The organism is Streptomyces sp. NBC_00358 (genome assembly GCF_036099295.1).
Classification (GTDB): domain Bacteria; phylum Actinomycetota; class Actinomycetes; order Streptomycetales; family Streptomycetaceae; genus Streptomyces.
Genome location: NZ_CP107976.1, coordinates 7,449,303 through 7,468,851, shown reverse-complemented (window position 1 = coordinate 7,468,851; position 19,549 = coordinate 7,449,303). Strand labels below are relative to the sequence as shown.

General features: G+C 72.7%; 20 protein-coding genes. 10 read left to right on the top strand and 10 right to left on the bottom strand.

Going from position 1 to position 19,549, the window contains the following annotated elements; genetic code table 11:
• Nucleotides 1-56: 56 nt before the first annotated feature.
• A complete protein-coding gene (locus tag OHT01_RS31905) occupies nucleotides 57-437 on the top strand; it encodes a VOC family protein (protein ID WP_328556562.1) in 381 nt (126 codons plus the stop codon).
• A gap of 127 nt (nucleotides 438-564) precedes the next feature.
• Here OHT01_RS31905 and OHT01_RS31900 read toward each other — a convergent pair whose 3' ends face one another.
• On the bottom strand, nucleotides 565-876 hold the full coding sequence (locus tag OHT01_RS31900) for a hypothetical protein (protein WP_328556561.1): 312 nt from the start codon (nucleotides 874-876) through the stop codon (nucleotides 565-567).
• A gap of 110 nt (nucleotides 877-986) precedes the next feature.
• Here OHT01_RS31900 and OHT01_RS31895 point away from each other — a divergent pair, with 110 nt between their 5' ends.
• A complete protein-coding gene (locus tag OHT01_RS31895) occupies nucleotides 987-2,033 on the top strand; it encodes a SecDF P1 head subdomain-containing protein (protein WP_328556560.1) in 1,047 nt (348 codons plus the stop codon).
• A gap of 99 nt (nucleotides 2,034-2,132) precedes the next feature.
• On the opposite strand, the gene OHT01_RS31890 is transcribed toward OHT01_RS31895, so the two are convergent.
• Nucleotides 2,133-2,525, bottom strand: coding sequence for a DUF5997 family protein (locus OHT01_RS31890; protein ID WP_328556559.1), 393 nt, complete (start codon nucleotides 2,523-2,525; stop codon nucleotides 2,133-2,135).
• A gap of 81 nt (nucleotides 2,526-2,606) precedes the next feature.
• On the opposite strand from OHT01_RS31890, the gene OHT01_RS31885 reads away from it, so the two are divergent.
• The 4 genes from OHT01_RS31885 to OHT01_RS31870 all read left to right on the top strand — a co-directional run bounded on the left by OHT01_RS31885 (nucleotide 2,607) and on the right by OHT01_RS31870 (nucleotide 5,121).
• On the top strand, nucleotides 2,607-3,431 hold the full coding sequence (locus tag OHT01_RS31885) for a LysR substrate-binding domain-containing protein (RefSeq protein ID WP_328556558.1): 825 nt from the start codon (nucleotides 2,607-2,609) through the stop codon (nucleotides 3,429-3,431).
• 232 nt (nucleotides 3,432-3,663) lie between these two features.
• On the top strand, nucleotides 3,664-4,083 hold the full coding sequence (locus OHT01_RS31880) for a MerR family transcriptional regulator (protein WP_328556557.1): 420 nt from the start codon (nucleotides 3,664-3,666) through the stop codon (nucleotides 4,081-4,083).
• Between the two features lie 8 nt (nucleotides 4,084-4,091).
• On the top strand, nucleotides 4,092-4,532 hold the full coding sequence (locus OHT01_RS31875) for a carboxymuconolactone decarboxylase family protein (RefSeq protein ID WP_328556556.1): 441 nt from the start codon (nucleotides 4,092-4,094) through the stop codon (nucleotides 4,530-4,532).
• A 145-nt stretch (nucleotides 4,533-4,677) separates the two neighbouring features.
• On the top strand, nucleotides 4,678-5,121 hold the full coding sequence (locus OHT01_RS31870; RefSeq protein WP_328558344.1) for a DUF6314 family protein: 444 nt from the start codon (nucleotides 4,678-4,680) through the stop codon (nucleotides 5,119-5,121).
• Here the strand turns inward: OHT01_RS31870 and OHT01_RS31865 are convergent.
• On the bottom strand, nucleotides 5,103-5,696 hold the full coding sequence (locus OHT01_RS31865) for a histidine phosphatase family protein (RefSeq protein ID WP_328556555.1): 594 nt from the start codon (nucleotides 5,694-5,696) through the stop codon (nucleotides 5,103-5,105). The genes OHT01_RS31870 and OHT01_RS31865 overlap by 19 nt on opposite strands.
• 498 nt (nucleotides 5,697-6,194) lie before the next feature.
• Complete coding sequence (locus tag OHT01_RS31860; protein WP_328556554.1) at nucleotides 6,195-7,631, bottom strand: aminotransferase-like domain-containing protein; 1,437 nt, start codon at nucleotides 7,629-7,631, stop codon at nucleotides 6,195-6,197.
• Here OHT01_RS31860 and OHT01_RS31855 point away from each other — a divergent pair.
• Both OHT01_RS31855 and OHT01_RS31850 read left to right on the top strand, forming a co-directional pair.
• Entirely contained in the window at nucleotides 7,630-8,586 is a 957-nt protein-coding gene (locus OHT01_RS31855) for a DMT family transporter (protein ID WP_328556553.1), read from the top strand. The genes OHT01_RS31860 and OHT01_RS31855 overlap by 2 nt on opposite strands.
• 92 nt (nucleotides 8,587-8,678) lie before the next feature.
• Nucleotides 8,679-8,873, top strand: coding sequence for a DUF1918 domain-containing protein (locus OHT01_RS31850; RefSeq protein WP_328556552.1), 195 nt, complete (start codon nucleotides 8,679-8,681; stop codon nucleotides 8,871-8,873).
• A gap of 83 nt (nucleotides 8,874-8,956) precedes the next feature.
• Here the strand turns inward: OHT01_RS31850 and OHT01_RS31845 are convergent, their stop codons facing one another.
• Entirely contained in the window at nucleotides 8,957-10,204 is a 1,248-nt protein-coding gene (locus tag OHT01_RS31845) for a glycoside hydrolase family 10 protein (protein WP_328556551.1), read from the bottom strand.
• Between the two features lie 168 nt (nucleotides 10,205-10,372).
• Between OHT01_RS31845 and OHT01_RS31840 the strand changes: the two genes are divergently transcribed.
• Together OHT01_RS31840 and OHT01_RS31835 are read left to right on the top strand one after the other, a co-directional pair.
• Nucleotides 10,373-11,236: a 3-hydroxybutyryl-CoA dehydrogenase gene (locus OHT01_RS31840; RefSeq protein ID WP_328556550.1), complete on the top strand. Its 864-nt coding sequence runs from the start codon at nucleotides 10,373-10,375 to the stop codon at nucleotides 11,234-11,236.
• A 203-nt stretch (nucleotides 11,237-11,439) separates the two neighbouring features.
• Complete coding sequence (locus tag OHT01_RS31835) at nucleotides 11,440-11,697, top strand: hypothetical protein (protein ID WP_261702869.1); 258 nt, start codon at nucleotides 11,440-11,442, stop codon at nucleotides 11,695-11,697.
• A gap of 38 nt (nucleotides 11,698-11,735) precedes the next feature.
• On the opposite strand, the gene OHT01_RS31830 is transcribed toward OHT01_RS31835, so the two are convergent.
• The 5 genes from OHT01_RS31830 to pheS all read right to left on the bottom strand — a co-directional run bounded on the left by OHT01_RS31830 (nucleotide 11,736) and on the right by pheS (nucleotide 19,450).
• The gene (locus tag OHT01_RS31830) at nucleotides 11,736-12,281 is read right to left on the bottom strand and encodes an NUDIX hydrolase (RefSeq protein WP_328556549.1); all 546 of its coding nucleotides are present in this window, start codon (nucleotides 12,279-12,281) and stop codon (nucleotides 11,736-11,738) included.
• Nucleotides 12,282-12,470: 189 nt separating this feature from the next.
• Nucleotides 12,471-13,811: a transcriptional regulator gene (locus OHT01_RS31825; RefSeq protein ID WP_328556548.1), complete on the bottom strand. Its 1,341-nt coding sequence runs from the start codon at nucleotides 13,809-13,811 to the stop codon at nucleotides 12,471-12,473.
• 396 nt (nucleotides 13,812-14,207) lie between these two features.
• Nucleotides 14,208-15,329 (bottom strand): PP2C family protein-serine/threonine phosphatase, encoded by a 1,122-nt coding sequence (locus OHT01_RS31820; RefSeq protein WP_443043473.1) that lies wholly within the window; start codon nucleotides 15,327-15,329, stop codon nucleotides 14,208-14,210.
• A 489-nt stretch (nucleotides 15,330-15,818) separates the two neighbouring features.
• On the bottom strand, nucleotides 15,819-18,323 hold the full coding sequence (gene pheT, locus OHT01_RS31815) for a phenylalanine--tRNA ligase subunit beta (RefSeq protein WP_328556547.1): 2,505 nt from the start codon (nucleotides 18,321-18,323) through the stop codon (nucleotides 15,819-15,821).
• Nucleotides 18,323-19,450: a phenylalanine--tRNA ligase subunit alpha gene (gene pheS / locus OHT01_RS31810; RefSeq protein WP_328556546.1), complete on the bottom strand. Its 1,128-nt coding sequence runs from the start codon at nucleotides 19,448-19,450 to the stop codon at nucleotides 18,323-18,325. The genes pheT and pheS overlap by 1 nt, the downstream gene beginning before the upstream one ends.
• Nucleotides 19,451-19,549 lie beyond the last annotated feature (99 nt).

Sequence of the window (19,549 nt, the reverse complement as noted above, 5' to 3'; positions counted from 1 at the left end):
TGACATCCGCGTGCGGCCACCCTGGCAGTTCCCCCCGCCGAGAGTAGGTCGCGTCAATGGCATGCCGTATCAGTGAGATCGTGCTCAAGTGTCACGACCCCGAGGCGCTGGCACGGTTCTGGTGCGAGGTCCTGGACTTCACCGTGCTCGACCGCGAGGACAAGGTCTACGTCGAGATAGGTCCGCGCGAAGGGTTCGGCGGCGCGCAGCCGACGCTCTTCCTCATCCACGACGACGCGCCGGACAACGGGCACGCCCGGCTGCACATCGACGTCAACCCCACCGACCGCGACCAGGACGCCGAGCTGGAGCGCCTCCTGGCCGCCGGTGCCGAACGCGTCGACATCGGTCAGCCCGCGGATGCCTCCTGGCACGTGCTCGCCGATCCGGAGGGCAACGAGTTCTGCCTGCTCAAGCCCCGCCTCGACCCACTCTGACAGCCTGGCCCCGCCCAAGCGACCGGCGCAGCCGCCACCCCGTGTCCGGGGCAGGGGGGCGGCTCCCGCATCCGGTCGGCGGTGGGGTGTCCCCGGCGACCGGTCGCCGGTTCGGGACGGAAGGGCGCTACCGCAGCCGGTCGCGGCGGCGCGTCAGCTCGGCGGTCTCGGCGGTGTTGCCCGCCGGCTCGATGGCCCTGTCGTAGGCCGCGCGACTCCTGACCGCGGCCCGGCCGACGCGGCAGGTCGGCGCGGGTCGCGTGGTAGGCGTGACAGCCGGCCGGCTCGTCACGAGTCGGTCGACGGCCGCCGGCGCCACCTCCGGGCCGTCGAGCTCGGCGATCGCGACGGCTCGGTCGGGGGCGACGAACGGCGAGGGGTCGATGCGGACGAGCTGGTCGTAGAGGGCGACGACCTGCGACCAGTCTGTGTCGCGCACACCGCGCCGCATGATCGGACCTGAAGCAAAAGAGCAAGCCCGCCGGATGAATTCCGATCAAAGCCTGGCATCCGCCTCGTCGGGCGTCACCTGCTTGGAAGCATCCCCGTATGCGTCTCCCCCAGGCCTCGCACACGGCTCTCCTCCTCTGCGTCGCCGCGGTGACGCTCGCGGGCTGCTCCGGAGCGGAATCCGGCCCCGGCTCCGTGGACCGCTCGACGGGCGACGCCGGGGGCGTCCGCGGCAGCGGCACCGCCGCGCCCTCCGGCGCGGCGGACTCCCGGCTGTCCGCGTTGACCTTCGCCGGGACCTCGTCGACGGGGGCCTCGGACGTACGCCGGACCACGGACCGGATGCGGGCGCGCGCCAAGGCGCTGGGACTCACGGACGTACGGATCGAGGCTCAGGAAGGCACCGTCACCGTCACCGGTCCCAGCGCCGACGAGAAGCGCCTGATGGAACTGGGCGTGCCCGGCCGGCTCGGTTTCCGCCCCGTGCTGGCCGAGGAGACGCCCGGCGCGACGCAGCCGCCGCAGCCGACCCCCAGCGCCGACCCCGCTCAGGGGCGCGCCGTCACCGAGGGCCTGCGCCCGCGTGCCGCCGGGTCGGCGAGCGCCAGTGCCGGCACCGCGTCGGCCCCGGCCGAAGGGAGCGCGCAGGACGCAGCGCTCCAGCGGCGTTTCGCGGCGCTGGACTGCTCACAGCGGAACAGGCCCGCCTCGGAAAGGGACGCCCCGGCCCAGGACTCCGTCGTCGCGTGCGCGTCCGACGGCGACGCGGCCTCCCCGCGCGCCAAGTACGCGCTGGGTCCGACGGCCGTCGACGGCTCGCATGTCTCGTCGGCCAAGGCGGTGCGCGACCCGCAGACCGGGAACTGGATCGTGCGGCTTGACTTCGACTCCGTCGGCACCCGGCAGTTCTCCGCCCTGACGGGAAGCCTGTACGTGAACACCGTGCCGCGAAACGAGTTGGCCATCGTCCTGGACGGCACCGTGATCTCCGCCCCGTCCGTCGGCCGACGACTCGACGGCGGCACCGCCGACATCTCCGGAAGCTTCACCCGGGACTCGGCCGAACAGCTCGCCGCCACCCTCGGCTCGGGGGCGCTCCCGGCCGCCTTGACCCTCACCGGCGTGACCCGGCTCCCGCACGGCTAGGCCCGTGGACCGCGGGCCTAGCCGCCCGGCCCTACCGGCTCCGACGGGCGCGGCGGCACCCCGGGGACCGACGGCTGGGATCCCCGGCGGGCGCCCGGGTCAGGAACGCTTGGCGTCCCGCTCCGCGTTCTTCTCCTTGATGCGGACCGCTTCCTTGCGGGCCTCGGCCTGAGTGGCGCGCTCACGACGCAGCCACGAGGGCTCCTCGGTCTTCAGCGCCTCGATCTGCTCGGTGGTGAGCGCCTCGCTGACGCCGCCGCGGGCGAGCCCGGCGATGGAGACACCGAGCTTGGCCGCGACGACCGGCCGCGGGTGCGGCCCGTTGCGGCGGAGCTCCTGGAGCCACTCGGGCGGCTCGGTCTGCAACGCGTTCAGCTCGGCACGGGAGACGGCACCCTCCTGGAACTCGGCGGGTGTGGCCTCGAGGTACACACCCAGCTTCTTCGCCGCTGTGGCGGGCTTCATCGTCTGGGCGGTCTGGTGCGAACTCATGGGGTCAAGGGTATCGAGCGCGCGGGCCCCCGCCGACCATCGCCGGTACGGCACCCCTGGCACGCCGGGTAATCTGACGTGGTGACCGGCTCCGAAGCGTCCCCCTCGTTCAGGCTCGCCTACGTTCCGGGGGTGACGCCCTCGAAATGGGTGCGGGTCTGGAGCGAGCGACTGCCCGACGTACCCCTGACCCTCGTCCCGGTGTCCGCCGCCGAGGTGTACGACGTCCTGCGGCGCGGCGACGCCGACGCGGGCTTCGTCCGGCTGCCGGTCGACCGGGACGATCTCAGCGCGATCCCCCTCTACACCGAGACGACGGTCGTCGTGGTCCCCAAGGATCACATCGTGGCGGCGGTCGAGCAGGTCTGCGCGGAGGACCTCCAGGACGACATCGTGCTGCATCCGCTCGACGACCCGCTGGACTGGGAGCGCCTGCCGGGCAAGCCCGCGCTGGAGCGGCCGGCCGGCACGGAGGACGCCGTCGAGCTCGTCGCGGCGGGCATCGGGGTCGTGGTGGTTCCGCAGTCCCTCGCCCGACTCCACCACCGCAAGGACCTCACGTACCGGACGGTCACGGACGCCCCCGAGTCACGCGTCGCGCTGGCCTGGCCCGAGGACCGGACCACCGGGCTGGTGGAGGACTTCATCGGCATCGTGCGCGGCCGCACGGTCAACAGCACGCGCGGGCGCGCCCAGACCCCGGCCGCGGAGCAGCAGAAGGACCGGGGCGCGGCCAAGGCCACGCCCCGGAAGTCGGACTCCGGCGGGGGCGCGCGACGCAAGCCCGCGCCCGGCAGGACGGGCGGCAAGGGCGGCGGCAAGGCCACGGGCCGGAACCCGCGGAGCAGCGGTACCGGTGGCCCGAAGGGCGGCGCGAAGCGCGGCAAGCCCCGCCGCAGCTCCTGATCCGGCGTCCCGGCCCAGCCCCGCGGGACCCGACCCACGACGCCGCCGCCACAGCCCCGGCTACGGGCTTCGGGCTGCGCGCTGCGGGCTGCGGGCTGCGGCTCCAGCCCTAGCTCCATTTCCATCTCCAGCTCCAGTCCACGACCCCGGCTCCAGCTCCAGCTCCAGCGGTCCAAGCGTGCTCCTCGGCGGTGCTTGACCTGGAGCGTGCTCCAGGTTCTACGGTTTCCCCATGACCAGCGGACAGCCCCTCCCGCGCCCCGCGGAGCCGACCCTCACGATCGCCCAGGTCGTCGAACGCACCGGCCTCTCGCACGACACGCTTCGGTACTACGAGAAGGCCGGACTGATCGAACGGGTCGGCCGGACCACCGGGAACCAGCGGCGCTACCTGGCGGCCGACCTGGCCTGGCTGGAGTTCCTGATCCGGCTGCGGGAGACCGGCATGTCGATCGCGGACATGCGGCGGTTCGCGGAGCTGCGTTCCCAGGGTGACGCGACGGTCCCCGCCCGGCTGGCGATGCTCCGTGAACACAGTGCCGAGCTGAGGGACAGGATCCGCGTGCTGCGCAGGAACGCCTCCGCGCTCGACGACAAGATCGACCACTACGAACGGCTGCTGGAGCGGCCGGGATCGGACGACCCGAGATGAGCGACGCCGTGAACAGCACCGAGTCCACCACCCGCGAGGAGCGTTTCGAGCACGGTCTGAAGATCCTTGAGCGGGTGGACGGCGGGGCCGGTCAGCGCGTGGTCGCCGCGCTCGACGACATCAACCCCGAACTGGGGCACCAGATCGTCGCCTGGGCCTTCGGCGACATCTACGACCGGCCCGGACTCGCCCCGCGCGACCGCCAGTTGGTGACCCTCGGCATGCTGACCGCGCTCGGCGGCTGCGAGACCCAGCTGGAGGTGCACGTCAACGCGTCCCTGAACGTGGGACTTTCCCCGGAGCAGATCGTCGAGGCACTGCTGCACTCCGCCGTCTACTGCGGCATTCCGAAGGCGATGAACGCCACCCTGGTCGCGAAGAAGGTGTTCGGGGAGCGTGGGCTGCTGCCGGTCGGGCAGCGGCCCGCGGCCGGCCCCGGCGCCGCCTGACTCCCGGGAGGCACCGACGGCCCGCCGTTCGAGGTGCCGGATCCCGTTCAGGGAGTCGCACGGCAGGATGGGCACAGGACAGGTGCAGGGGCAGGAGCGCGTCGACGGGTCGCGCGGCACCGGGCGGGACGGAGAAAGAGGCGGTATGGGCGAGTTCTGGCCGGTGCGGGACGTGCTGGCGTACCTGGCCGGGAGCTGGCGGGTGGAGCGCACCGTGCGGGACCTCGCGAGCGAGGCGGAGGGGCGCTTCAGCGGTACGACGGTGTTCGCGCCGCTGGAGGACACGGGGCTGCTGCACCAGGAGTCGGGCACGTTCGTCTGGCAGGGCGTCGCACGGCCTGCCGAGCGGACCCTGCGGTTCCTGCCCGGTTCCGGCCCAGGGACCGCTCTCGTACGGTTCTCCGACGGCCGTCCGTTCCACGACCTGGACCTGACGAGCGGGCGGTACGTGGCCGACCATCCGTGCGCGGCGGATCTCTACCGGGGCGAGTTCACCGTCCCGGACGAGGACCACTGGCGGTCCGTCTGGCGGGTGCGGGGGCCCGTGAAGGATCTGGTGCTCACCACCCGTTACACACGCCTGGGCTGAGGGACCACCCCGTCGAAACGCAGATTCCAGCGGCCCGCCCGGCCCGTCACGGTGATCGCCGACAACGGGCGGACGTCGATGTTCCAGAACGTCGACGGCGGCGCCTTCAGCGCGTAGACCAGTGCGGCCCGTACGACCGACGGCTCGGCCACCGCGACGATGCTGCCTCCGTCGTCCCCCGGCCGGGTGTCGAGCCAGGCGCCTACACGGGCGATGAAGGACAGCAGAGCCTCGCCGCCATGGGGCGTCGAGCGCGGGTCGGCCAGCCAGGCGTCCACGGCCTCGGGCTCGCGGGCCATGGCCTCGCCCAGGGTGAACCCGCGCCAGCGGCCCATGTCGCAGTCGCGCAGGGCGAGCTGGACGAGGGGGGCGTAGCCGAGGACGTCGCCGGTGGCGCGGCTGCGGGGCGTCGGCGCGCAGTAGCGCAGCTCGGCCGCCGCCAGCGGCAGCAGCCCCGCGGCGGCGCGCTGCACTTCTTCCCATCCCGCCTGGTCCAGCGGCCGGTCGTCCTCGAAGCGCTCCGCGAGCAGCGAGGAGCTGCGCGCGGCGGCGACGAACGTGACCCGAAGTTGCATGCGCAGATCGTGGAACGCGGGACTCCGCAGGTCAAGGGTGTTACGCAGAGTATTCGAATCTTCACCGACCCATCGGCTTCCGACCCGTGCCCCGGCTGTCCGGGGACCCCGGATTCGATCGTCCCGCCGCCGCGGCCGGGAAGCACGGGCCGGGCACGGCGAGCGCGACCCGCGCGAGGCGACGCGGCCCGAGAATCACGAGGTCGCAGCCCCGCCGGAGCCAGGACCCGACTCCACCCGACACGAAGCCCGAGTCCGACTCCGCCCGGGACCGGGTCCGGGTCCGGGACGGGGTCCGGGTCCGGGACCGGGTCCGGGTCCGGGTCCGGGACCGGGTCCGGGTCCGGGACCGGGACCGGGTCTGGGACCGGGACCGGGCGGGGACCGGGACCGGGACCGGGCGGGGACCAGGACCGGGACGGGGGCCGAGCGGGGACCAGGACCCGGCGGGGGCCGAGCCCGGCTTCGGGCTCGGCGCGGGGCTCGGTCGGCTGTCGCTCAGGTGCGCGTCTCGTTGTAGGCCGCTGTCAGCCGCCGTACGCCCTCCGTGATCTCCTCCGTTCCGGCCACCGCCGCGAAGCTCAACCGGATCTGGGCCGACGGGGGTTCGGCGCTGAAGTAGGGGCGGCCGGGAGCGACGGCCACCCCCGCGCGCAGGGCGGCGGCGACGAGCGCGGACTCGTCGGTGCCGTCGGGCAGCCGCGCCCACAGGTGGTAGCCGCCGAACGGGATGTGAGGCAGGGCGAGTTCGGGGAGCCGCAGCCGCAGTGCGGCGGTCATGGTGTCGCGCCGGGCCTTCAACTCGGCCGAGACGGTGCGCAGATGACGCGGCCAGGCCGGCGAGCCGACGAGTTCGAGCGCGGCCTCCTGGAGCGGGCGCGGCACGAAGAAGGTGTCGACGACCTGGATGGCGCGCAGCCGTTCGAGCACCGGACCTCGCGCGGCGAGTGCGCTCACCCGGAAGCTCGGCGAGGTCGCCTTGGTCAGGGACCCGACGTGCACCACGACTCCGTCCGGGTCCTCGGCGGCCAGTGGGCGCGGCAGCGGACCCGCGTCCTCGTGCACCAGGCGGCGCACGAAGTCGTCCTCGACGACGAAGGCTCCGGCGTCCCGCGCGATGCGCAGCACCTCGCCACGACGCTCGGGCGCGAGCACGGCACCGGTCGGATTCTGGAACAGCGGCTGGCAGACGAAGACCCGGGCTCCGGTCGCCCTGAAGGCGTCGGCGAGGAGCGCGGGCCTCACCCCGTCGGGGTCCACCGGGACCGGAACGGGGCGAAGGCCCGCGGCCCGGGCGATGGCCAGCATGCCCGGGTACGTGGGTGACTCGACCAGAACCGGGGCGCCGGGCGGCGCGAGCGCGCGCAGCGCGGTCGTCAGGGCGGCCTGGCCGCCCGCCGCGACCAGCACCTCGGCGGCGCCGATCGCCCCGCCGATCCCGCGCGCGAACCACTCGCGCAGTTCGGGCAGACCCTCCATGGGCGGCCGGGACCAGGCGCCGGGGCGGCGGCCCGCCCGGGAGAGGGCCGCGCCCATCGCCCGCTCCGGCTGGAGCGAGGGGTGCAGATAGCCGCCGTTGAACTCGACGACACCGGGCGGTGGCGCGGCGAGCGAGGCGAGGACTCCGGACGCGTCCACGGTGCGGGGGACGACCTCGGCCGCGGCGTCCGCGCTGAGCGCGACCTCCTGCCAGGACGTGTCCCCGGTGGGCGCGGTGGCGGCCCGGGGCCGTGCCCGGAAGGCGCCCGCACCGGGCCGGGTGACCACGAGCCCCTCGGCCGCCAGTTGGGCCAGCGCCCGCGACACGGTCACCGGACTCACACGGAACCGCTCGACCAGCGCGCGGCTCGACGGCAGCTTTCCACCAGGAGAGTAGCGGTTCAGTTCCTGCCGTAGCTGATTGGCCAGATCACTCACACTGCTACGCTCTTGCATGAGAACAGAGAGTAGCGCTATCGACCGGACCGGGATAGCGGTCAGCACACACACCGAGCCCGCGGCCGACGGCCCGCGCCGGAGCCCGGCGCCGACGGACCGCCGCGCCGGCACCCTCCAGGCGGCCCTCGGCGTCACGGCGTTCTCCCTCACCTTCCCCGCGACCGCCTGGGGGCTGGAGGGCTTCGGCCCCTGGTCGCTGGTGGCCGTGCGCTGCGTCCTCGCGGCGGTCGTCGCGGGCGGCTGCCTGCTGGCTCTGCGGGTCCGCCTGCCGGCCCGGCGGCATCTGGCGGGCCTGGCCGTCGTCGCGGCGGGTGTCGTCCTCGGGTTCCCGCTGCTGACGACCCTCGCCCTGCGGACGTCGACCACCGCCCACGCCGCCGTCGTCGTCGGGCTGCTGCCGCTCACGACGGCACTGTTCTCGTCGCTGCGGACCGGCGCGCGGCCGTCGCGGATGTTCTGGCTGGCGGCCTGCGCGGGCGCGGCCGCCGTGATCGCGTTCACCGTGCAGCAGAGCGGTGGCGCCCTGACCGGCGCGGACGCCTATCTGTTCGGCGCCCTGCTGATCTGCGCGGCCGGATACACCGAGGGCGGCCGGCTCGCCCGCGTGATGCCGGGCTGGCAGGTGATCGGCTGGGCCCTGGTCCTGTGTCTGCCGCTCAGCGTGCCGGGCGCGCTGGTGGCCCTGTCGTACGAGCCGGTGCGGTTGACGGCGCACAGCGTGACCGGGCTGCTGTGGGTCGCGGCCGGTTCGCAGTTCCTCGGACTGGTCGTCTGGTACCGGGGGATGGCGTCGATCGGGATTCCGAAGGCCAGCCAGTTGCAGCTCGCTCAGCCGCTGCTCACACTGGTGTGGTCGGTACTGCTCCTGGGCGAGAGGCTCACCCCGGCGGCGCCCCTCACGGCGGCCGCCGTCCTCGTCTGCATCGCTCTCACCCAGCGGGCGCGGGACTGACCGGCCCGCACGGGCCGGGCCAACCCGGGCCCCCGGCCGTAGACTTGAGGCCGCGAACCGTAACTCCCGTACAGGACGAGGAGACCGTTCAGATGCACGCAACCAAAGGCGACCAGCTGGTGCAGCACGGCAGGACCGTCGGCCGGCACGACAAGGTCGCGGAGATCACCGAGGTCATGGGAGCGGAAGGCGCTCCCCCCTACCGCGTGCGGTTCGAGGACGGTCACGAGGCCGTGTGCTCGCCGGGCCCGGATTCCGAGATCCGCCACATGGACATGCCGCAGTAGCAGGAGGAAGAGGAAGAGCCGGACGGACGCCGGACCAACGGCGCAGCGTCCGCGCCGAGGGCCCGCGGGCCCCCGGCGGACCCTCAGCGCGGGGGCCTCGCAGGCTGCCGGTAGTGGTCGGCGACGATCCGCGCCATCGCCCCGGTGCGGTCGGCGGCGGCCTCCCTGGCGGCGAAGAAGACGTGTCCCTTCACCTCGGGGTACTTCGCGGCCAGCGTGAGATGCCGGGACAGTTCGGCCGGGTCCTGCCAGGCCGCGGGCTGCGCCGGTTCACCCGCCTTGTAGAGCGCCTCACCCGCGTAGAGCTGAACGCCCGTGCCCCTGACGACCCGCGCCCACCAGGGCAGCAGCTTCGCGTAGTCGGCGGCGGCGAAGCCGATGTTCCAGTACAGCTGAGGGCAGATGTAGTCGATCCAGCCCTCCTTGACCCACTTCCTGGTGTCGGCGTACAGATCGTCGTACGTCTCGACGCCGGCCCGGGTCGGTGAGCCGAGCGGGTCGGTCGACGCGTTGCGCCAGACGCCGAAGGGGCTGATCCCGAAGCGGACCCCGGGACGGATCTTCTTGATGGCGGCGGCCGTCTCCCGTACCAGTTTGTCGATGTTGGCGCGCCGCCAGGCCGCTCTGCTCGAGAAGCCCGTGCCGTGTTCGGCGTACGCCGCGTCGTCGTCGAAGACCTCGCCGGGTACCGGGTACGGATAGAAGTAGTCGTCCCAGTGCACGCCGTCGACCGGGTAGCGGCGGACCGCGTCGAGCATCGCGGTCCGGACGAACGTCCGCACCGCGGGCAGCCCGGGGTCGTAGTAGAGCTTCCCGCCGTAGCGGACGGTCCAGTCCGGGTGGACACGGGCGGGATGCGAGGCGGCGAGCCTGCCGGGGTCGGGCTGCCCCGAGACGCGGTACGGGTTGAACCAGGCGTGCAGTTCCAGGCCGCGTACGTGGGCCTCGCGCACCGCGGTGCCCAGTGGGTCCCAGCCTGGATTCCGGCCCTGGACGCCGGTCAGGTACTCGGACCACGGCTCGTACGGCGAGGGCCACAGCGCGTCGGCGGCGGGACGGACCTGGAAGAACACGGTGTTCAGGCGCAGGCGTACCGCCGTGTCGAGATGCGCGAGCAGTTCGGCGCGCTGCCGGGCGGGGCTCAGGCCCGTGCGGGAGGGCCAGTCGCGGTGCGAGGCGGTCGCGAGCCACATGCCCCGTACGGCGCGCGGGGCCGCCCGCCCGCGCCGCGCCGCCGGGTCCGGGGACGCCGCGACGTCCCCCGCCGTGCCGAGTCCCGACAGCGCCGCGAGCGCGGCCGTCGCGAACGCCCGGCGTGGCAGTCGTCCCATCTCCGTACCCCCTGCGCAGCGCATCCGTCCGGTCACGGAACGTCCCGTCGCCCAGCATGCCCCACCCCGACGATCGATCATCGATACTTGGGAGTAACGTGCACGTTCGGAGCAGGGACCGAACAACGGCAGACCTGCCAGGCCGTGCGGATCAGCGAAGGGGACGATGTGACCGACATCGAACGCGTCGGAGTGGTGGGCTGCGGCCAGATGGGGGCCGGCATTGCCGAGGTGTGCGCCCGCGCCGGCCTGGACGTCAAGGTCGCCGAGACCACCGGCGAAGCCCTGGAGATCGGCCGGACCCGGCTGTTCACCTCGCTCTCCAAGGCGGCCGGGCGCGGAAAGATCTCCGAGGACGAGCTCAAGGCCACTCAGGACCGGCTCAGTTTCACCACGGACCTCGGCGAGTTCGCCGACCGCGACCTGGTGATCGAGGCCGTCGTCGAGAACGAGCAGGTCAAGACCGAGATCTTCCAGGTGCTCGACCAGGTGGTGACCCGACCGGACGCCATCCTGGCCTCCAACACCTCCTCGATCCCGCTGGTGAAGCTGGCCGTCGCGACCTCGCGTCCCGACCAGGTCATCGGCATCCACTTCTTCAACCCGGCGCCGGTGCAGCAGCTCGTGGAGCTGATCCCGGCGCTGACCACCTCCGAGGGCACCATCGGGCGCGCCCAGCTGTTCGCCGAGAAGGCTCTCGGCAAGCACGCGATCCGCGCCCAGGACCGTTCGGGCTTCGTCGTCAACGCGCTGCTGATCCCCTATCTCCTGTCCGCGATCCGGATGTTCGAGTCGGGTATCGCGAGCCGCGAGGACATCGACAACGGCATGGAGATGGGCTGCGCCCACCCGATGGGCCCGCTCAAGCTGTCCGACCTGATCGGTCTCGACACGGTGGCCTCGGTCGCGTACTCGATGTACGAGGAGTACAAGGAGCCGCTGTACGCCGCTCCCCCGCTGCTCCAGCGCATGGTGGACGCGGGACGCCTCGGCCGGAAGTCGGGCTCGGGGTTCTACACGTACGGCCAGTGACAACGGAGCGCTGACCTCCGTTCTCGGAGGCAGGGCGGGCGCGGGCCCGGCACCCTTCGCGGTGCCGGGCCCGCGCCGTTCACACGCCGTGTGCGCACCGGGCCCGCATATGCCCCGCGCACACGCTCCCCACGCGTCCACCAGGCGAGTTGACTTTCCGTGCACGGACAAGGGATGTGCCGACTACGGAAAGGAGCGGACCCGTGACCGCCGACCCCGAGCATCCCGTGGCACCCAAGGAACTCGCGGAGTTACGCCGGTCCCTCGAAGTGGGGTTCACCCGCATCGAGGGAGGGCTGGCACTGCTCACTCAGCGCGACGACCAGACGGCCAAGGATCTCGATGACCTCAGCACACGGATCGTCGCGCTGGAACACACGCGCTGGCCACTGCCCACCGTCGCCGTCGTCGCGGCCGTGGGCGCACTGGCCGTCGCGGTCTGGCAGGCCCTGGGCCGCTAGGAACCGCCCGGCCCAGGGAGTTGTGAGGGGGGAACGGTTCAGGGCAACGCGTCCTGCCCGAGCCTGAGATGGTGCAGGAGGAGCAGCGCGGCCGCCATGTTGGCGGCCGGGACCTCACCGCGGGCGACCATGTCGGGAACGAGTTTCAGGGGAACCCATTCCCGGCGGTCGGACTCGAAGTCGTCCACGGGGTGTCCGGTGTAGGCACCCTCGTCGGCCCAGTAGATGTGGTGCCGGGCGTCGGTGAGCCCGTTGGAGGGCTCGACACTCATCAGATGCCGCAGGGGTCCCGGCCGCCACCCGGTCTCCTCCTCCAGTTCGCGGGCCGCCGCCACGGCGATGTCCTCGCCGTCCTCCACCACACCCGCCGCGAGTTCCCATCCCCAGCTGTCGGTGATGAAGCGGTGCCGCCAAAGGAGCAGCACCTCGTTGGCCTCGTTCACCACCGTGGCGACGGCGACGGGCCTCAGCCGGATCAGGAAGTGATCGAGGTGCCGCCCGTCCGGCAGCTCCACATCTGCGAGATTGACGCTGAACCAGCGGTTTTCATAGACAGTTTGTTCGTTCTGTTTCGTCCACTGCACGGTTCTGCCACCTTCCGCCGAGTAGATGGCAATATCGCAGCAGCAGCGTCCTGGCAGCAGGGCTCACAGGGGTCGGAGCGCAGCGCGGTGGCGGTGAACAGTGACCGGCGGAACGGCGGCCGCCGTTCCGGCAGGGCTCGTGAAGGGACCGCCCGAAGCGGCCCGTGAAGCGGCTGTCCGGGGTGCTCCCTACAGCGGTACGCGCAGTGCGCCGTCGATCAGTTCGGCCGCCTCGGTCGTGCCCGCACAACCGCTGCGCACCAGGTGCTCGCGTACCGCGCGGAGTCTGTCACGCAGCCGCTGGGACTCCATCCCCCGCGCCTGCTCCGCCATCTGGACGGCCGTCGCCACCGCCTTGTCGGCATTGCCCTGGCGCAGTTCGATCTGGCTGAGCATGGCCAGCCGGTGCACGCGCCCCCGGTCGTGCGCCGGAGTGTCCACGGCGGCCACGGCGTGCTCCGCCGCGGCCACCAGGTCGCCGAGGCTGAGCAACGCCTCCGCCACCTGTACGTTGACCAGTCCCGGCTGGACATAGCCGGTCTCGTCGGGCTCGTAACCGCGCCGGATGCGCTCGGCGGCCTGCTCGGCACGACGTATGCAGGACAGCGCGCTGCTGCCGTCGCCGAGGTGTGCGTACGCCTTTGCCTGCATCGCGTACAGGTCGGAGGCGAGCGCCGGGGTGATGTGGCGCCCCGCGGCACGCAGCGCGGCCTCGGCGAAGGCGACCGCCTGCCGGTATTCGCGCATGAACAGCGACTGGTTGACGAGCAGAGCTATGACGTAGGCGCCAAGTCCCCTGTCCCCGCTGGCCTTCGCCAGCCGCAGTGCCTGGTGGAAGTAGCGCTGGGCGAGTCCGTGCGCGTCGGAGTCATAGGCGCAGATGCCCGCGATGGCCACCAACCCGCCGGTGGCACGGTGGAGTTGACGACCCGTGGCGTCGGTGTAGCCGCCGCGCAGCAAGGGGGCGGTCTCGGAGTTGAGGAAGCCGACGATCCGGGTGCGGGTCGCGATGCCTCCGGCCTTTCGGTACATCTGCTCGTAGTGGGCCCGCGCCGCGCGCAGCATCTCGATGTCGGCCATGCTGACGTGATGGCGGCCGCCGCGTGAGACGTCCACGTCCTCGGGCGGGTTCTCCCACTCCCACACGGGCATCACCGCGGGGGTACCGGTGACGGCCGGGGCACCGAGGATGTGCGGGCGCTGCTGCTCGTCGGACCGCCACAGGGCTGTGGCGCGTTCGACGAATCCGGAGAGCGTGCCGGCGTGCGGGGCGGAGGGTTCGCCGGGGACCCCGAGGCCGATGTCGTCGAGCGTGACGGGCCGGTGCAGCCGCCCCGCGAGCACCTCGCAGATCAGGTCGGGCACCTGGCCGCGCGGCCGCTGGCCCTTCAACCACCGCGCCACGGCGGTGTGTTCGTAGCGCAGCGCGAGACCGCGGGCCCGCCCCGCCTGGTTGACGTGGGCGGCGAGTCCCGCGTGCGAGATGCCTGCCTCGTCGAGGATCGCGTCGAGCAGAGTGTTGGGCTGCATGGAAGGCCCCCCGAGGGCTCGTTGCCGACGGCGCAGATCGTGACCGACCGCGCGAACCGTGCCGGACCGCACCAGAGAGAGTAGTACTCCCCCTTCACACGGGGTGTGAAGGGAATGCCCGCATTCGCGCGGTACGCGCGCTGTCGCAGAGGGTTTCGTACCGGTTGACTGAAATGCCTCGCAAGAGGCCGGCCGGGCCGCCGGCTCCCCCTCGTACAGTACGGCGGCCCGCTCCGCGCCGTCCGCCCGGCCGCCTGCCCGACACTCCGTGGCCGGGCGGACGGCAGAGCCGGCCCGGCCGGGGCGACCGCGGGACTCCGGTCGTCCGGGCGCGGGTCCCGTGGCCGGTCGCCGCCGGGAGCGCGGAACCGCATGCCGCCGCTCCCACAACTCGCCCTAGCGGGGCAGGTGATGGGACACACGGCCCTGATTCAGGGCGACCGGCCGACGGTCGTTGTGGAGCACCAGGAGCGCCACATCGTCGTCGGGCCGGCCGCCGGTGTGGCGCAGCAGGCCGGTGAACACCGCGCCCAGCACGGCCTGCGGTACGACGGGCCCGTCGCGGACGGCCGCCGTGAGCGCCGGGAGCAGCGGGAAGAACCGCCCCCGGGTGTCCCGCGCGTCCTCGACACCGTCGGTGTGCAGGAAGAGACCCTCGCCGGGCCGGAGTCGGCCGCAGGGCTCGGCCGGGAGACCGGGCGGCAGCGGGAACGGCCCGAGCGGGGGCAGCGGTTCGGCACGCACGAGCGGCCGGACGCGGCCCCTGCCGAGCAGATACGGCCAGGGATGGCCGCAGTTGAGGGCGTGCACCTCGCCGTCGCCGCGGATCTCCAGCAGCAGAACGGTCACGAACTCCTCGGCGGCCGGGCTGTCGGGGTCGAGGCCTGCCGAAAGATGCTCGGCCCGGTCCCGCTCGCACAGATGCCGCCCCAGCGCCCGCTCCAGTCTTCGCAGGACGCCGCCGAGTTCGGGTTCGTCGTGCGCGGCCTCGCGGAAGCTGCCGAGGACGGCGGCCACGGTCCCGATGGCGCCCAGCCCGTGCCCGCGCACGTCCCCCATCACGACCCGTACCCCGTGCTCGGTGGCGATCGCCTCGTACAGATCGCCGCCGATGCTCGCGCCGTGGTCCGCGGAGAGCTGGGCGGCGGCGATGTTCAGCCCGTCGATACGCGGTGGCAGCGGGCGCAGCAGCACGCTCTGCGCGGCGCCCGCGACCCTGCGGACCTGCCGGAGCTCGCGCAGCAGCGCTCTTCTGACATGGAGTATCAGACCGGCGCCGACCGCGAAGAAGACGGCGCTGGTGACGATGCGGGCACCGAGTCCGTTCTGCTGGGCGAGCGGACAGGCCATCTTGTACGAGATCGCCAGCGCGCCCCAGACCGCGGGCAGCCCCAGGTTCACCGCCCGGCGCAGCGGCGCCCGGTCGGCCGTGCGGCGGGCCCGGTGACCGAGACGGCCGTGCGTGCCCGGTCCGCAGTCCCCACGGGTGAACCCGATGCGGGGTCTGCGACCGCGCACCGCCCGGTCGAAGCCGGCCCTCAGCCGACCGCCGCGGCGCCGCGGCCCGAGGACCGCCCTGGCCGGGTTCCGCGAATGCGTCCGGAGCGTCGCCCTGCGGGGAACCCCAGCCTTGATACGGATCATGCCGATTGGCCCCCCAATAGGCACGGACAGCGCAGACGGCCTCGGAGAGACCGGTCCGATTCTGTCGACCGCCCGGCCCGGCCGGGCCGGATCGCCCGGACATGTCACCCGAATGAGTGAGGTGTCTTCCGGCGCGCGCATTTATGCAGGCCGGAGCGGTGGTACCGCCCGTTCTCCGCAGGCAGAGCCCGGGAACCGCCCGCTGCGGGCAGTCCGGAAGTCAGGGGGAACCGACCGGACCGGGCAGGCCGAGACCGGCGGGAACCGACCGGAAAAGGCGGCGGGGGACCGTGCGCCGTCCGGCCGTGGACGATCCACGGCCACCCGACGGCGCACGGTCCCCCGGCACACCCGGTGGAGCCTCTAGGCTCCGCGCAACACCGCTCCCGTGCGCTCGGCCGCCAGCGCCACCGCCGCGTCGCGGGCCGCGGAGGCCTCGTCGACGGTCAGTGTGCGGTCGGCGGCACGGAACCGCAGCGCGTAGGCGAGGGACTTCTTGTCCTCGCCGAGCTGCTCGCTCTCGTACTCGTCGAACAGCCGGATGGATTCGAGGAGTTCACCCGCGCCCTTGTGCAGCGCGGCCTCGACGTCCGTGTGCGGGACGGACTTGTCGACGACCAGCGCGACATCCTGCGTGGCGACCGGGAACGTCGAGATCTTGGGCCCCTTGGGGTGGCCCGAGCTCGCGCGCTCCAGCACGTCCAGGTCGAGCTCCATCGCGCAGGTGCGCGCGGGCAGGCCCAGCGTCTTCAGCACACCGGGGTGCAGCTCACCGGCGTACCCGATGACCTGCTCCGCGCCCTCCACGACGACGGCGAGCTCGGCGCAGCGGCCCGGGTGCCACGGCCCGTACTGGCCGGAGCGGACGAGGAGTTCGGTCCCCGACTCGCGGGCCAGGGTGCGCGCGGCCTCGACCGCGTCGGCCCAGTCGGCCGGACGGCCCTTGCCCCACCAGCCGGCCTGCTCGCGGGCGCCCGCGAGGACGACGGCGGCGTGCCGGGGCTGGAGGGGCAGCGCGGCGGTCAGGGACGCGATCTCCTCGTCGGTGGGACGGCGGTCGACGGGCAGCCGCCCGGCGACCCGCAGTTCCTCCTGCGGGTGGAAGACCAGGCCCGTCTCGAAGAGCGCCAGGTCGTGGCTGCCGCGTCCGTCGTTGCGGCGCAGGGCGTGCAGCAGGCCCGGCAGCAGCGTCGTACGGAGCGCGGGCTCCTCGTCGGAGAGCGGGTTGACCAGTTTGACGAGCCTGCGCTTCGGGTCGTCGTCGGCCAGGCCGAGCTGGTCGAGGACCTGCTCGCCCATGAACGGGTAGTTCAGCGCCTCGACGTATCCCGCGCCGGCCAGCGCGCGGCCGATCCGGCGGTGCAGCCGCTGCCGGCCGGTCAGGCCGAGGCCCGCCGGGGGCTTGGGCAGCGTGGAGGGCAGGTTCTCGTAGCCCTCCAGCCGGATGACCTCTTCGGCGAGGTCGTTCGGGTCCGTCAGGTCGGGCCGCCACGAAGGCACGGTGACGAGCAGCTCGTCCTGGCCGTAGACGTCGCAGCCGACCTGCTGGAGGCGGCGCACGACGGTCTCGCGGCCGTAGTCGACACCGGCCACCTTGTCCGGGTGGTTCGCCGGGATGGTGATGGTGTGCGGCGCGGACGGCGTGATCACGTCGGTGACCCCGGCGTCGGCGGTGCCGCCCGCGAGGAGCACGAGCAGGTCGACGGTCCGCTGGGCCGCCGCGGAGGCGGCCTGCGGGTCGACACCGCGCTCGAAGCGCTTGGACGCCTCGGAGGCCAGCTTGTGACGGCGGGCCGTGCGGGCGATCGAGATCGCGTCGAAGTGCGCGGCCTCGATGACGACCTCGGTCGTGGTGCCCTCGGTGTCGTCGATCTCCGTGTTGGCGCCGCCCATGACGCCCGCGAGGCCGATGGGGCCGCGGTCGTCGGTGATCACCAGGTCCCCGGCGTCCAGCGTGCGCTTGACGCCGTCGAGGGTGGTGAGCTTCTCGCCCTGCTCGGCCCGGCGCACGCCGATCGTGCCCTGGACCCGGCTGCGGTCGTAGGCGTGCAGCGGCTGGCCGAGCTCCAGCATCACGTAGTTGGTGATGTCGACGGCGAGCGAGACCGGGCGCATGCCGGCCTTCTGCAGTCGGCGCCGCAGCCAGATCGGGGACTGGGCGTCGGGGTCGAGGCCGGTCACCGTACGGGCGGTGAAGCGGTCGCAGCCCATCGGGTCCGAGACCCGCACCGGGTAGCCGAACGCGTTCGGGGCCGGTACGTCGAGCAGCGCGGGGTCGCGCAGCGGCAGGCCGTACGCGATGGCGGCCTCGCGGGCCACACCGCGCAGGGACAGGGCGTAGCCGCGGTCGGGCGTGACGGCGATGTCGAGAACCTCGTCGACGAGCTGGAGCAGCTCGATCGCGTCGGTGCCGGGTTCCATCTCCGGCGGCAGCACGATGATGCCGCCGCTGCCGTCGTCGCCCATGCCGAGCTCGTCGCCGGAGCAGATCATGCCGTGCGAGGTCTTGCCGTACGTCTTGCGCGCGGCGATCGCGAAGTTGCCGGGCAGGACGGCGCCGGGCAGCACCACGACGACCTTGTCGCCGACGGCGAAGTTGCGGGCGCCGCAGACGATCTCCTGGGGCTCACCGGTGCCGTTGGCGGTGCCGACGTCGACGGTGCAGAAGCGGATGGGCTTCTTGAACTCCGTCAGTTCCTCGATGGTGAGCACCTGGCCGACGACCAGGGGGCCCTTGAGGTCGGCGCCGAGCGGCTCGACGGTCTCGACCTCGAGGCCTGCCGAAATGAGCTTGGCCTGGACGTCGCGCCCGGTCTCCGTCGCCGGCAGGTCGACGTACTCCCGCAGCCAAGAAAGCGGGACCCGCATCAGATCTCCATCCCGAACGGCCGGGTGAACCGGACGTCACCCTCGACCATGTCTCGCATGTCTTCTACGTTGTGGCGGAACATCAGCATCCGTTCGATGCCGAACCCGAAGGCGAATCCGCTGTACTTCTCCGGGTCGACGCCACAGGCGACGAGCACCCGCGGGTTGACCATGCCGCAGCCGCCGAGCTCGATCCAGCCCTCGGAGGAGCAGGTCCGGCAGGGGCGGTCGGGGTTGCCGACGGACTCGCCCTTGCAGACGTAGCAGAGCATGTCCATCTCGGCGGACGGCTCGGTGAAGGGGAAGTAGTTCGGGCGCAGCCGGGTCTTCATGTCCGAGCCGAAGAGCGACTGGACCATGTGGTCCAGGGTGCCCTTGAGGTCGGCCATGGTCAGGCCCTCGTCCACGGCCAGCAGCTCGATCTGGTGGAAGACCGGGGTGTGCGTGGCGTCGAGCTCGTCCGTGCGGTACACGCGGCCGGGGCACACGACGTAGACGGGCGGCTCCCGGTCGAGCAGGGCGCGGGCCTGCACCGGCGAGGTGTGGGTGCGCAGCACGACACCGGACTCGTCGCCTTCCGTGCCCTGGGGGCCCTGGACGAAGAAGGTGTCCTGCATCTGCCGGGCCGGGTGGTCGGGCGTGAAGTTCAGGGCGTCGAAGTTGAACCACTCCGCCTCGACCTCGGGGCCCTCGGCGACCTCGTATCCCATGGACACGAAGACGTCCGCGACCCGCTCCATCATGGTGGTGAGCGGATGCCGGGCGCCGGCCGGTACGCGGTCGTACGGCAGCGTGACGTCCACCGCCTCCTCGACCAGGACGCGGGCGTCACGGTCGGCCTCCAGCTCGCTCTGGCGCGCGGCGAGGGCCTTGTTCACGGCGCCGCGGGCCTGCCCGACGAGCTTGCCGGCCGCGGCCTTGGCCTGCGGGGGCAGCGCGCCGATCTCGCGGTTGGCGAGGGCCAGCGGAGAGGTGCCGCCGGTGTGGGCGACCTTGGCCTCCTGGAGCGCGTCGAGGTCACCGGCGGCCGCGAAGGCGCCGAGCGCCTCGTCCCGCATGCGCTCGATCTCTTCCGGTTTCAAGGCCTCGACCTCTACAGGGTCGTACGACTTATTAGGTGCCGACATCTCTTCCCGTGCTTCCGGTTGGCTGGCTGAGGGTCCCCGTCATCGACTCGGAGACGCATCGTCCGCAGATGAGTGGACGCAAAGGTGCCAAAGGCCGAG